Origin of the sequence: Frankia tisae, assembly GCF_025403405.1 — a bacterium.
In the GTDB taxonomy this organism is placed as follows: Bacteria; Actinomycetota; Actinomycetes; order Frankiales; family Frankiaceae; genus Frankia; species Frankia tisai.
Genome location: NZ_JANEZT010000181.1, coordinates 1 through 13,396, shown reverse-complemented (window position 1 = coordinate 13,396; position 13,396 = coordinate 1). Strand labels below are relative to the sequence as shown.

Below are 13,396 nucleotides of genomic sequence, written 5' to 3'. Positions count from 1 at the left end.
CCGCAGCCGTCCCGGCCGCCACCCCGGCCGGGACGGCTGCGGGTCTCATTCCCACCTTGCCGGGACGGGTGCTGCTCCTCGGACGGATCACGCCGCACCTGCAGCAGCTGAGCGTCGCCGACCTCGCCGCGAAGTACCCGCAGCACACCCAGACGGTGACCTTCCAGAGCGGGGCGGGCCCGCAGACCCACACCTACACCGGCCCCACGCTCTACGACGTCCTGCAGGCGGCCAAGCCGACGTTCCGCAGCGACGTGAAGAACGACGCGCTGCGCTACGCCGCGGTCATCCACGCGAGCGACGGCTACGAGTCGGTCCTCTCGTGGGGCGAGATCGACCCCGGCTTCGCCGGCACCGAGGCGCTGCTCGCCGTCACCCAGGACGGCGTGTCGCTGGCGAAGGAGGGCCCCCGCCTGACCGCCCCCGGCGACACCAAGGGCGGCCGGTACGTTTCCGGCGTCACCGCGGTGACGCTGGTCCGCGCCGGGCTGTAGATCGCGGGCGCCGGGTGAGTCGGGGCGCTCAGGCCGGCCCGACGAGCCCGGCGACGATGCCGGCGGACAGCACGACCAGCGGCAGGCCGCCGCCGGGATGGGCCGACCCGCCGACGAGGAACAGGCCCGGCACCCGGGCGGCGTTCGGTGGGCGCAGGAACGCCGCCCGGGCTCCGTTCGACGACCCGCCGTAGATCGACCCGCCCACCGAGCCCGTGCGCCGCGCCAGGTCCGCCGGGGTGATCGTCTCGTACCACCGCAGCCGGGATCGCACGTCGAACCCGCGGGCGGCGAGGACGTCCAGGAGGTGCCGGGCGTAGCCGTCGGCCAGGCCCGGCTGGTCCCAGTCCAGCCCGCGCACGTCGGGCCGCCCCGCCGCCGGGGCGTGTGGTGCGGCGTTGACGAGGACGAACCATGCCTCGGAGTCCGGCGGCGCGCAGGCCGGGCCCGTCGGGACGGCGAGGTAGACCGCCGGGTCCTCGGCGAGGCGCCCGGCGAACACCGCATCGAACTCGCCGTCGTAGTCCGCGGGGAAGGTGACCGTGTGGTGGCCCAGCCCCGGCGTGCGCCCGGACAGGGCCAGCAGCAGCACGAATCCGGACATCGACCGGGTGGCCCGCTGGACGCGGCGCCGTCCGCGGCGGTCGTCCACCAGCTCTCCGTAGAGCGCGGCGGCGTCGACGTTCGCGACGACGATGTCGGCGGGCAGCTGGCTGCCGTCGGCGAGGCGCACCCCGTCGGCCCGGCCGCCGGGGGTGCGGGTCACCCTCAGTACCCGGGTGTCGAGCAGGACCCGGGCCCCGCGGTCCTCGGCGCGGCGTGCGATCGCCTCGCCGAGGCGGCGCAACCCGCCCGGCACGTACCACCCGCCGAAGCGGCGTTCGGCGTGCACGACCGACACGAGGGCGGCCGGGGCGCGCCGGGGATCGGAGCCGGAGTAGGTTGCGTAGCGGTCGAGCATCATCCGCAGGCGCGGGTCGCGCAGGTAGCTACGGCCCAGGCCGCGCAGGCTGCGGCCGGGTGCGACCGCCGCGATGTCCCCGGGTGAGGCCCAGGCCAGCCGGGCGAGCCCGCCGGCGCGCACCGGGCTGGACAGGAACGGCTCCTCGGCGGCATCGAACACCCGCGCCGCCCGGTCGGCCAGCCGGCGCCAGTCGCTGCCGGCGCCGGCGCCGAGGCGCTCGTCGAGTTCGGCGGCGAAGGTGTCGTCGTCCGCGTGCGCGGCCAGCGTCGTGCCGTCGGCGAACCGGTAGGAGGCGATCGGGTCGAGGCGGCGAAGGTCCAGCTCCGCGTGCAGCGGCCCGCCGGTCGCGGTGAACAGGTCCTCGAACACACCGGGCATGGTCAGCAGGGACGGCCCGGTGTCGAAGCCGTAGCCGTCCCGCTCGTACCAGCCGAGCTTCCCACCGATCCGCGACGACTGCTCGCAGATGGTGACGTCATGCCCGGCGGCAGCGAGGCGGGCCGCGGCGGCCAGCCCGCCCACCCCGGCGCCGATCACCACCACCCGGGCCACGGCGACGACTCTACGAGCCGGCCCGCGGGCCGCGCCGCGGCGGGGCCGCGGTGACCGGTCGGCCCTTCCAGGTCGCGGTGCCGCGCCGCCGCCGCCACCATGACAGCGCGGTGAGGTATCCCAGCAGGCCGACCGAGACCGGGTGGGCGGCGGCATCCGGCCAGCTCCGCCCGCCGGTGCGGCGGGCGGCGACCAGCCGGCCGGCGACCCCGGCGAGGTAGCCGGCCAGCCCCGCGCCCGAGCCGCACACCGCCGCGGCGGCCGGCAGGACGAACAACCACCACAGCAGCCCGACCTGGGCGGCGCTCGCCGCCGGGTGCCCGCCGGCCGCGGCCAGCGACTTGGCGTAGCCGTCGCGCAGCTCCGCCCAGCCGTCGTACATCCGGTTGGTCGCCAGGGTGGTGCCGTCGACGACCACCCCGCGTCCCCCGGACCGTTTCACGGCCCGCAGCAGGGCGATGTCCTCGAGGATCTGGTCGCGGACGGCGGTGTGCCCCCCGGCTCGGCGGTACGCCGCCGCGTCCACGCACAGGAACTGGCCGCCGGCCGCGGCCAGCGACGGCCGCGGGGACCGCTCGGCCGCGCGCAGCGGCAGCAGGGCCAGCCACGACCATGCCAGCAGCGGCTGAACGAGCCGCTCGGCCGGGCTCGCCGCGACCTGGCGCGGATACGGCGAGACCAGGTCCAATCCGCTGTCGCGCAGCAGCAGGACGGCTCGGGCCAGCCCGTCTGCGGCGAGCGTCACGTCGGCATCGACGAAGACCAGCACGGTGCCGGTCGCGGCGGCCGCGGCCCGGGCACAGGCATGCGGCTTGCCCAGCCAGCCGGGCGGTGGACCGGCGCCATGCAGCGCGACGATCCGCCGGTCGCGCCGTGCCCAGGCGGCGAGGAGCCCCCCGGTGGCATCGGTGGAATCGTCGTCGTAGACGACGATCTCCAGGTCGGGGACGCCCCGAGCGGCCAGCAGGGCCGCCAGAGCGCCGTCCAGGCGGGCAGCCTCGTCGCGGACCGGCAGGATCACGGACACGCGTTCCGCCACCGCGCCGGCCGGCGGTGCGACTCGCAGCAGCCGGGCGTTGACCACCGTGTGCACCGCGATGCCCGCGGACGCCACCGCCGCCACCCGTACTGCGCCCGCCCGCACCGCTGCCACCGCTGCCACCGCCGTCACGGATGTCACGGATGTCCGCGCGGCTCGGGAGTGTCCGGTGACCGGTCGGCGTGCCAGGGCCGCAGGGCCACGGCCAGTACTGCTCCCATCGCGACGCCGCCGGCGAGCGCGACGCCCGGCTTGTCGAAGAAGGCGAGGTTCACCAGCACCGACGACAGGTAGGACCAGGCCAGCAGGGCCAGCGGGATGCGCTCGTCGCGGCGGGCACGGTCGGCCGGGTCGGGCAGTGCGAGCAGGGCGGCGGTCATGACCGTCCCGACCAGCAGCCAGCCGAGGAGGTTCGTCAGCGGAATCGCGTTGAGCGCCGGGCCGCCGCCGAGCCACCGCCAGTGCCCGGCGGTGACCATCTGCGGGTCGAGGAACAGATCCCAGGCGGCCAGCACCAGGCCGCCGAGGACGGCGGCGCGGACCGGGGTGCGCCGGTGCCGCCGCACCAGGACGTAGCTGGGATACGTCATCATCGCCCAGGCCAGCGGTACCACGACGGGGACGCCGAGCAGGCGGGGCCCGAGCGAGCCGCCGTAGGCGTAGCGCCCGAACGGGATACCGGTGTGGACCCCGAGTATCTCCACGATGAGCCCCCCGCCGACGGCCACGGCGAGGTAGCCGGCGGTCCACAGCGGGCCGCGGGTGGCCAGGGCGTGCACCGCCGACGTGACGGCGAGGAGCAGCACCGCGACGACCGACAGCGCGCTGCGCCCGGTGCCGTCGACCAGCGGGTAGGGGATCTGCGCCGCCACCGTGGCCAGTACCAGGATCCATCCCCAAGCCAGCGCCCGGTGCGTGGGCGGTTCGCCCGGGATGCCCCGGCCACCGGGCCGGGCCGACCCGAGCGCCGTGAACGCCGGGCCGTGGAGAGTCACCGCACGGGCGCAGGCTGGCCGGCGTCGCCGGCGAGCTCGCCGTCGGGGCTGATGGTGGACGGGCCCCGCAGTTCCTTGCCGAGCACCGCGTAGGGGGTGAGGGTCCCCGGGAACTGGAAGTCCGACAGCAGCGGGACGAATCCCTCGCTGGCGTACAGACGGCGCGCGCGGCTGCCGGCGGGTTCGAGCGCGGACAGCGCCGCGGTCCGCTGCGGGACGTCGCGCAGCAGCTCCCGCAGGAGCTGGCGGCCGATCGTGCGGCCCTGGTAGGCGGGCAGCACGTGCAACTCGACAATCTCCAGGCAGTCGTCGAGCCAGTGCGCCGCGGTGGCCGCCGAGCCGGCCGCGACCGCGTCGACGACGACGTCGTGCCACCACTGACCGGGCTGGCCGGGCAGCGCGTAGGTGATGCCGACGAGGGAGTCGTCGGGGGTGACGGCGGCGACGGCGCGCAGGTCGCGCCGGTCGAAGTGGCGGCGCGCGTGCAGAGCCCGGTCCCGTGCGGCCCGGACGGGGTCGGCCTCGTGATGATCGAGGAACGCGGCCTTGTAGACGGCGATCACGTCATCGAGGCGGCCTCGCATGCTGCTGGGCGACCAGCGGACCACGGTCACGTCCCCGTCGGTCACCGGCGTCGCCTCCTGTCCGTCCCACGGCGCCTCGATCCTGGTCCCGCGAGCGGGTCTGGCGAGCCAGGAGGGCGGGGCGCACCGTCACGTTGCTCGACGATAACGCGATCCTTGCAAGGCGCGCCGGTCGACGGGAGTGCCTGCCACGCAACGTCATCACTCTGATGCGCAGGGCGTCCAATCTGGGATGTGTGGCAGGCCGGTCCGGTCGCCTGCCAGTGCGAGGCCCGCGCCGCGGGGAGTTCCGTCGAGCAGATCCGTGACCAGCACGGCGACCGCCGGTGCCTGCACCGCACCCCCCGCGTTCGTCCCCGCGGCCACCAGGACCCGCCCGGCGTGGCCCGGCGCCGCGCAGACGAGGGGAAGCCCGTCCGGGGTGGCGGGACGCTCGCAGACGCGCACGTCGCGCACGTCGAGGCCGCCGTCGGCCCGCCGGAGCCCCGGAAACAGGCCGGCGATGGCCCGTTCGGCGACGGCCCGCAGCGCGGTGATCCCCGCCGTGGCGGTCTGGCGCCCGGCCCGGCCCAGATAGCCGAAACCGCTACTGACGTGGATGAGCGTGCCGTCGGGGGACAGAGTGATGTTCATGACGCCGAGGGGATCGTCGGCGTGGATCTTCACCGGGCGGTGCAACCCGGGGTTCGGCAGGGTCAGGGAAAGACCGAGCAGGTTCGCCACCGCACCGGCCCCGGACCAGCCGGCGCCGAGCAGCCGATCCAGGTCGCGACCCCCGGTGGTGATCACGATCCGATCCGCCGACAGCTCGGAGCCGTCATCGAGGCACAGCCGAACCCCCGGGCCCGGCCACCCACCCGAACCGCTCCCGGCTCCGGAGCCGCCGTTCGTCGAGGGCTGGCCCGGACCGAGTCCCCGCACCCGGGCGCCGGCACGGACCTCGACGCCGAGATCCGCGAGCCGCCCGGCCAGCGCCGTCGCCAGATCGTGGATGTTGACGGCGTAACCGTCCACCTCGACCGCACCCGAGATCTCCCGCACGCCGCCTGGCAGCGGCACCGAGGAGCCCAGGCCTGGCCAGTCCCGGGCCAGCACCTCGGCGGGCAGGCGCACGGCACCGGTGCCCGCCGCGCGCTGGAGCCGTTCGCCTGCGGCGAGGTCGGCGGCGCCGAGGTAGATCCGGGCGAGCCGGTCGTCCCGGCGCAGGCCGGCCAGCCAACCGGCGCCGTCGACGGCGAACAGGTGCTCCCAGCCGCGCAGCCCCAGCCGGTTGAGGGCGATCACCAGGTCCTGGGCCGTCGCGTGCAGCCCCGGCCGGTCGGTACGCCGGTCGAACGCCTCGGCCCAGGCGAGCTCGACCGGGCTCAGCGAGGCGGGGTCGCGCAGCCGCCAGCCGCCGTTCGCCGGGTCTCGGTGGAGGACGCCGTCGCGGCCCACGGTCGCCGACGGCAGCGTCTCGGTCGCCGACAGATGCCGCGCGTTGGCACCCCCGAACGTCGTGCCCTGCCGGTCCGGGTCACGGCGATCCGCCGGCGCGGCATCGAGCACCCGGACCCGATGCCCCCGCAGCCGCAGCAGCAGCGCGGTGGTGAGCCCGACGATCCCGCCGCCGACGACCACCACGCCGTGGCCGCCCGCGGCAGGATCGTCCTGTACCGGGTCCTCGTCGACCCGGCGGTCGGTGTCCCGTCCCGTGCCGGGATGATCGGCTCGTCCTTGTCCTTGTCCTTGTCCTCGTCCTCGTGCCCCAGTGCGGTCGGTGCGGTCGGATCGGGGATGTTCCGGCCCGAGCAGGTCGGCACCGGTCAGCTCGTCCAGATCCGCCCGGCCGACCACGGCGAGCATGGCCTGATCCAGGTCGTCGTCGCAGGCGGCGGAGCGCATCGCCGCGGAGCACAGGGTGAACCCGGGCCGCGGGGCGCCGCCGTCACCGCCGATCCGCGCCGCCAGCAGCTCTCGCACCGGGGCGAGCAGCCGGGGGGCGTTGTCCAGGACAACGGTGAGATCGCGCCGGTCGTAGGCGTCGAGCAGGGCACGCTCGGTGAACACCTCGGGCTCGCTGACCGAGACGATCCGCTCGCCGGTGAACGCCTTGAGCTGCCGCTCGTCGAGCATGCCGGCGCTCGCCCACTGCCCCGCATGGACGAGCGGCACGGCGACGGCGACCATGTCGGCCGCCTCGAGGACCTCCTCCACCGCCCGGGCGACGCGCACCCGGTCGAGGGGCAGCCGGTGGTGCCGCGCCCAGGCGGCCACCGACGTGGGATCGGTGGCGAGGGAAGGAGAGTGCACGACCAGACGCCAGCCCAGCGCGCCGCCGGCTCGGGCCACCCGCCCGTTGATGTTGCCGGCGCCGATCAGGCCGAGGGCGCCCGCCCGCCGCGGCGCCTGCTCCCGAGAAGTCGCCTGCTCCCGAGAAGTCGCCTGCTCCGAATCCGCGGGCTCGAACAGGCGGTCGACCATGAACCGTGCGACGTGGCGGGCGTTGACCTCCGGTGTGTTGCGTACCTCGATCCGCATCCGGGCGGCGGCGAGGGTGTCGACGGCGGCCAGCGAGGTGCCGCGGCGGACGAGCAGGAGCTCCCGGTCCGCGTCGCAGCGCCCCGGGCCCGCGCGGACCGCCGTGGCCCATCGCCCCAGGGCGGCGGCGTCCACCGCGTTCGCGCCGATGACCAGCGTGTGCGGGCGCAGCTCGACCAGTGCGTCGGCGAGTTCGGCCGGGCGGGCGGCCAGCTCCGGGCGCAGGACCGCGGTGCCGGCCCGGGCGAGAAGGTTCGCCACGCGGGCGCTCACCGCCGTGGCGATCAGCACCCGGCGGCGCGGGGCCCACGTGTGAAACATCGGCGCGTGGGGGACCTGCTCGTGGGGGACCGAGGGGTGTGGCGCTGGACCACAGGGCATCGGCATGCGGTTCGCTTCATCCGATTCGTCGGGCTGGCTCATCCGGTTCACCGCCGGACCTCCCCACGGTGACGGACGCCCGTCAACGGGTTGTCAAAACCGCCGAGCCCGTTGCCGGGCCGGGGCGGCCGGGCCGGACCGAAATCTTCAATGCGCCGTCAACGTGGGGTCGGGGAGCAGGGCCAGCAGCGGATCACGCCCGCCGAGGGTGCCGCGGGAGCCGAGGACCGCGAACCGCGCGAACAGCTCCTCGCTGTACCAGCCGACCTCGGGGGTGCGGCGGACGACCTCGCTGTGCGCCGGCCGGCCGTAGGCGAACCGGCGCAGTGCCACCGCGTCCTGCCAGAGGCTGAACGTGCCCTTCAGGCCGACCGGCGCCTCGCCGATGCCGGCCGCGAACAGCAGTCCCTCCGCCTGGGCGAGGTCCGCGACCACCGGTGGGACCGCCCGGCGGAAGGCGAGTGTGTGCCGGGCGGTGACCCGGGCCCGGGTGATCACCGCTACCTTCGTGCCGGTGGCGGTCGCGCTTGGCCCGGCCGCGGCCGCCGGGTCGCCGAAGGGCTCCCGCCGCGACCACCGCCCGCGCGAGGACAGCGGGTGCAGGTCGATGCGCCACCGTTCCTCTGCCAGCGTCGACCAGGCCCGCACCTGCGCGGAGCGTTCGAACGATCGTGCTGCCGACGGTGTCTCCCAGACGGCGACCATCGCCCACTGGCAGGGGTCGGCGCCGCGCAGGCCGAGACTGCTCGCCGAGCCGGTCCCGAGCATCTTGGCGAACGTCAGCCCGGAGACGTGCCGCAGTGCGGAGCGGTCGGTGGCCACCCGGGCCAGGGCGTGGCCGATCCGGCGGCGGGGAACCCGCCAGAAGTCGACGGTCACCAGCAGGGAGGCGGGGTTGGCCGGGTTCATCGTGTTCAACTCCGCACCGAAGACAGTCGCAGCAGGCCGTCGCGGACGGCCCCGTACTTCTGCGTGAAGGCCGTGGCCACCACCCCGGCGCCGGCGTCGTCCCGCAGGGGGACCAGCCGGGCGTGGCCGATGCCGGACAGCGCGTGCCGGCCGTTGCCCGCCACCACCGAGACCAGGCCATCCGGGCCGCCGCTGCGCAGCAACGCGGCCAGCTCCGGGGCGGCGATGTACACCGCCCCGTCGAGGCGGACGAACTCGGCGCGCACGTCGAGCGTGCCGGCGTCCGCCCGGACTACCTGCAACGGCACGCGCAGGTAGTCGTCCAGGGCGGTGCTGCCCGACGGGCTCCACAACCGCTCGAAATGCTGCTCGACGAACTGGACGAGGGTCGAGGAGATCGTCGCCTCGTGCTGGGCCGCGGCGGCGGAGGAGTAGCCGACCGGGAAGCTCGACACGAGCGCGCCGGAGTCCCAGCGATGGTAGGTCGTCAGCGGCTGCTCGGCGTAGAGCCGAACGGCGAGGCGGGGACGCAGGACCGAGGTGAGCCGCTCCCGCAGCCCGTCCAGGACCAGCAGGTTCGCCCGGATCTCGGCGGGTACGTCGACGCGGTGCGACAGGTCGGCGGCTCGCGCCGCCGCGGCCGGCGAATCCGGGTCGAGCAGCAGGATCTGGACGATCGCCCCGGCGTCGACCGCCGTCAGTACCGCGCTGGTGAAGGCGTCCCGGTGCGGCGCGGAGACCAGGTCCGTCCACGTGTTCAGTAACCGCACGCTGCGCCGCGAAGCAGTCACCCGGCTGATGAAGTAGGCCGGGTCGAACGCGCCGAGCAGCCGGCCGCCGGTGAACTGGGTCGGCTCGGTGGTGACCGGCGCGGTCAGCCGCGCCTCGGCGGCGACCAGCTCCGGTGAGCCCAGCTGGCGCAGCAGCGTGATGCCCTGCTGCCAGGAGCGCCGGGCCGCGGGGGAGTCGTCGAGCTGGGCGAGGATGTCACCGCGGCGCACCAGCACGCGCGGTTCCCACAGCGGATCGGGCAGCTCGGCCAGCAGTGGCAGGCTCTCGGTGTAGGCCGTCAGGGCCTGTTCGGGGCGCTGCCGGTAGCGGTAGAGATCGCCCAGCCGCCGCAGGGCCTGCGCCTCCAGCGGCCGGTTGGCGAGCTCCCGGGCGATCGACAGGCTCATCGTCAGGCAGGTGATGCCGTCGGTGAGCTCCTTGCGGTCGCCGTGGGTCATGGCGACCGAGACCAGTGTCTCCGCCTCGATGCGGCGGGCCCCGGTCCGTCGCATCGTCCCCAGGCAGGTCTCGAACTGGGTCAGCGCCGCGGCGAACTCGCCGCGGCCGCGGCAGGCGTCGGCGAGCCCGCGCACGGCCCGCGCCTCGCCCAGCTCCGCGCCGAACGCGGCAAAGATCTCCCGCGCCCGGGTGAAGCGGTCCGTGGCCAACGTCAGGCGCTCGAGCGCATCCTGGGTGACCGCCACCGCAGGCTCGTCCCCCGACTCGTCCCCCGGCTCGCCGTCCGGGTCGTTCCCGGCGGAGTCCAGCCGCCAGAACGCCTCTTCGAACGTCAGGATGATCTCCCGCTCCCCAAGGCTGGTGAGCAGCTCGGCCTCGGCGAGCCGGTGCCCCGTGCGGCGGGCGGCGGCCAGGCCCAGGGCATGGGTTCGCGCCCAGTCGCTCCAGTGCGCCGCGAACGCGTAGAACTCCGCGGCCTCGGCGGCGAGCAGCCAGGTCGGCTGATCGAGCCCGGTCGCCTGCGCCTGCTCGATCAGGGCGAGCAGATTCGAGCGCTCCCCGCCGAACCAGACCATCGGCCGGCGGACGACCTTGGCGAGGTCCGCGCGGGCGAACCGGGCGGCGGCCTGCGCGGCGAAGCCGGCGTCCGGCCCGTCGGCGGACAGGGTCCGGACGCGCCCGGGGCTGAAGGTGTCGACCGCCTCACGCAGCATCACCTGATAGGCGTACAGCAGTCGGCTCAGCGCCGCTCGGTGTTCACCGGACATCGCCGGCGGATCCTGGAGTTCCGCAGCGTCGCTGGTGCCGGGGCCACTCACGGCGCCGGCGCCGGCGCCACCTACGGGCGCGGCCGCCGGGGGCCCGAAGGTGCGGCCGTCCCCCGCCGGTTCCCCGCCCAGGGACCCCGGGTGGGCCGTCGCCGTCGCTGCCGGTTGGCCGATCGCGGTTCCGACGCCGGTCTCCTGCTCCCGGGCGAACACCCGCAGCAGGTCGTGGAACCGGTAGCGCTCCGTGCCGGTCGCGTCGACGCCGCGCCGCTCCAGCAGCTGCGCGTCGGCGAGGCGGTCCACGACGTCCTCTGCCTCGTCCAGATCGACGTCGAGCACGGCCGCGGCGGCCCACGGCGCGAAGTCGTTGACCGCGGGCAGCGACAGCAGCCGGAAGGCGCGCTGCTCATCGCCCGGGCGACCCTCGTAGCTCAGCAGGAAGCTGGCCCGGATCTCCAGGTCGCCGACCTCCAGCCAGGACAACCGGTCGCGCTCGTTGGCGAGCCGGCCGGCCAGGCGCGCCAGGCGCCAGTGCGGGTGCGCCGCCAGCTTGCGCCCGGCGATCTGGATCGCCAGCGGCAGGTACCCGCACAGGCCGACGATGTCGCGCGCCGCCTCGGGCTCGGCCTCGACCCGCGCCGCCCCGACCACCTTGGACAGCAGCTCCACCGCGTCGCTGGGGATGAGGACGTCGACCATCCAGTACGGCACGGTGAGCCCGGGCAACCGAGACCGGCTGGTGATGAGCACGGCGCAGCCCGGGCTCGTCGGCATCAGCGGGCGCAGCTGCGCCTCACCCGCCGCGTTGTCCAGGATGATCAGGACCTTGCGGGTGGCGAGCAGCTCCCGGTACATCTCCGCCAGGTCGTCGGCGTCGGTCGGTACCGCAGCCCGGCTGACCCCGAGCGCCTGGACGAACCGGGCGAGCACCCGCGACGGCTCCAACGGCTCGCTGGTGCCGCGCAGGTCCACGTACAGGGCATCGGTGAACCCGGCGCGGATGCGGTGCGCGATGTGCACGGCCAGGGCGGTCTTGCCGGCGCCCGCCTTGCCGGCGAAGGCCGCCGTGACGGTGCCTCGGGCCAGGGCCGTCTGATCGGTGAGCACGGCGTGCGACCGGGCCTGGATGGTGTCCCGCCCGGTGTACTCCGGGGCGTCCGGTGGCAGCTGGTAGCTGCCGGAACCGGCGGGTGCGACCTGGGCGGGGCGGCCCAGTGATCGCGGCGGAGCCCAGGCGAGGCTCGGTGCCCCGCGCAGCACGTCCTCCTGCAGGCGGCGCAGTATCGGGGAGTCCAGCCCGCGCTCGTGCAGGGCCTCCAGACCGTCCCGGCAGGCCTGGGCGGCGTCCTCGGTCCGGCCGTCCCGGAAGAAGGCGACGACCATCTCCCGGCGCAGGCCGTCGTCGTGCGGGTGGCGGTCGACCAGCATCCGCAGATCGCCGATGACCTCCCGGTGCCGACCCAGGGACAGATCGGCGGCGATCCGCGTCTTGGCCACGTCGAGCTGAAGCTCGGACAGCGCCACCGCGTAGCCGTGCGCGAACGGATGATCGGCGACGTCGGCCAGCGGCGGTCCCCGCCACAGTGACTGGGCCTCCTGCAGCGGGGCGATCGCGCTCACGGGGTCGCCGTCGTCGACCGCGCGGCGGCCCTGCGCCAGCAGCCGCCGCACCCGCTCGGCGTCGATCTGTTCCGCCCGCACGTCGAGCAGGTAGCCGGCGCCCTTGCGGAGCAGCACCCGCGGCGGCTTGTCGTCCGCCATCACCCGCCGTAGCTCGCTGACGTGGGTGCGCAGCGTGCGCAGCGCCTTTTCCGGCGGCGAGTCGCCCCAGATCACCTGCATCAGCCGGGGGATCGGCACGGCCTTGCCGGCCTCGAGCAGCAGGACGGTCATCAGGATCTTGCGCTGGGCGCCGCCCAGCGTGACGGGTGTCCCGGCCGCGGTGACCTCCAGCGGCCCCAGGATGGCGAACTGCAGGCTGTCGCGGTCGGGCATCTGGTCCTCTCCGTCACGGCTCCGAGTGTCGTCACGGACCCCGAGTGATGTCTGTTTATCGCAGCGTGCGCCCGCAAGGGAACCCGCGGCAACCATCGATCCCCGGCAGATGCTGTCGGTTCCGCGTCAGGTCCCGTCCGCGGCGATGCCGCCGCGGCGCACGGAGTCCCTCAACGCCCGCTCAACGTCGGGTGTGACCGTGCGTGCATTGGCCGTTGACGTTCCTGTTGTGCACTTCGGGTCGACGAGAACAGAGGACGACGGACCGTCGGCAGTCGGCCGGCGTGGTGTGGAGGTGTCGGGATCATGGCGATCACGGTGGCAAGGATCCTGTCGCGCCGGCCCAGCGCGCCGCGGCGCGCGCCGACCCCGGTGGGGGTGCCGGGGTCGCGTGCCGGAGCGGTCGGGGGACGCCCAGTGACCTGCACACGACCCCTCGCCGCGGCCGCCGGGCCGGAGCCGGCTGGGGCGGGCGTCCTCCCGCGGCGGGCCGGCGGTCTGCCGCACGAGCTGGTCTTCCGGGTCGTCTCGGCGAGCCGGCACAACGCGGTCCCGCAGGTACAGGTGGAGACCGACGAGCAGGCGGTGCTCGCCGACTGGGCGTCGCGGGGGCGGGTCGAGCTGATGGCCGCCCGGCGTCCGTTCGTGCTGGAGACGGACCTCGACGGCCGGGGCGTGCGGCTCGTCGAGCCGATGGGGCGGGTGCCGGTCGCGGCCTTCGTGGCGGACCGGGTCGGCGGTCGGGTGCGCCTGGCGGACGGCTGCGAGCTGCGGTGGCTCACGCCGACCCGCGGCGAGTTCGCCAGCGGGCTGGTGGGGCACCGCGAGGTCAACATCATCCGGTTCGCCCTGGATGGGACGGCGCTCGTCATGGTCGATCCCGACCTGTTCGACCCGGCGGTCACCCGGGTCGCCCGGATGGTCCGGGCGCCGGGCGGGGGTCCGGGGGATACCTGTCGGGGGGAT

General features: G+C 75.2%; 9 protein-coding genes. 2 read left to right on the top strand and 7 right to left on the bottom strand.

The window, feature by feature from the left end; all coding sequences use genetic code 11:
* Positions 1–494 (top strand): hypothetical protein (locus NBZ85_RS17850; protein ID WP_261562266.1); only part of this gene is annotated, 494 nt, incomplete at its 5' end.
* A 28-nt stretch (positions 495–522) separates the two neighbouring features.
* Here the strand turns inward: NBZ85_RS17850 and NBZ85_RS17845 are convergent.
* The 7 genes from NBZ85_RS17845 to NBZ85_RS17815 form a co-directional block, all read right to left on the bottom strand.
* Positions 523–2,010 carry a phytoene desaturase family protein gene (locus tag NBZ85_RS17845; protein ID WP_261562265.1) on the bottom strand — a complete coding sequence of 496 codons (1,488 nt, stop codon included), beginning with the start codon at positions 2,008–2,010 and terminating at the stop codon, positions 523–525.
* Positions 2,011–2,020: 10 nt separating this feature from the next.
* On the bottom strand, positions 2,021–3,190 hold the full coding sequence (locus NBZ85_RS17840; RefSeq protein WP_261562264.1) for a glycosyltransferase family 2 protein: 1,170 nt from the start codon (positions 3,188–3,190) through the stop codon (positions 2,021–2,023).
* The gene (gene cruF, locus NBZ85_RS17835; protein WP_261556318.1) at positions 3,187–4,044 is read right to left on the bottom strand and encodes a bisanhydrobacterioruberin hydratase CruF; all 858 of its coding nucleotides are present in this window, start codon (positions 4,042–4,044) and stop codon (positions 3,187–3,189) included. Before cruF ends, NBZ85_RS17840 begins: the two co-directional genes overlap by 4 nt.
* Positions 4,041–4,628 carry a GNAT family N-acetyltransferase gene (locus NBZ85_RS17830; protein ID WP_261556326.1) on the bottom strand — a complete coding sequence of 196 codons (588 nt, stop codon included), beginning with the start codon at positions 4,626–4,628 and terminating at the stop codon, positions 4,041–4,043. Before NBZ85_RS17830 ends, cruF begins: the two co-directional genes overlap by 4 nt.
* A gap of 201 nt (positions 4,629–4,829) precedes the next feature.
* A complete protein-coding gene (locus tag NBZ85_RS17825; RefSeq protein WP_261556319.1) occupies positions 4,830–7,469 on the bottom strand; it encodes an FAD-binding oxidoreductase in 2,640 nt (879 codons plus the stop codon).
* A 207-nt stretch (positions 7,470–7,676) separates the two neighbouring features.
* On the bottom strand, positions 7,677–8,438 hold the full coding sequence (locus NBZ85_RS17820; RefSeq protein WP_261556320.1) for a spheroidene monooxygenase: 762 nt from the start codon (positions 8,436–8,438) through the stop codon (positions 7,677–7,679).
* A gap of 5 nt (positions 8,439–8,443) precedes the next feature.
* Entirely contained in the window at positions 8,444–12,430 is a 3,987-nt protein-coding gene (locus NBZ85_RS17815) for an AfsR/SARP family transcriptional regulator (protein WP_261556321.1), read from the bottom strand.
* Between the two features lie 417 nt (positions 12,431–12,847).
* Here NBZ85_RS17815 and NBZ85_RS17810 point away from each other — a divergent pair.
* A partial coding sequence (locus NBZ85_RS17810) for a hypothetical protein (RefSeq protein WP_261562263.1) occupies positions 12,848–13,396 on the top strand: 549 nt, incomplete at its 3' end.

Bases quoted from the DNA above. Each gene is read 5' to 3' on its own strand.
- NBZ85_RS17830 (WP_261556326.1), bottom strand. From the start codon at position 4,628: ATGCGAGGCCGCCTCGATGACGTGATCGCCGTCTACAAGGCCGCGTTC.
- NBZ85_RS17820 (WP_261556320.1), bottom strand. From the start codon at position 8,438: ATGAACCCGGCCAACCCCGCCTCCCTGCTGGTGACCGTCGACTTCTGG.
- NBZ85_RS17815 (WP_261556321.1), bottom strand. From the start codon at position 12,430: ATGCCCGACCGCGACAGCCTGCAGTTCGCCATCCTGGGGCCGCTGGAG.
- NBZ85_RS17825 (WP_261556319.1), bottom strand. From the start codon at position 7,469: ATGTTTCACACGTGGGCCCCGCGCCGCCGGGTGCTGATCGCCACGGCG.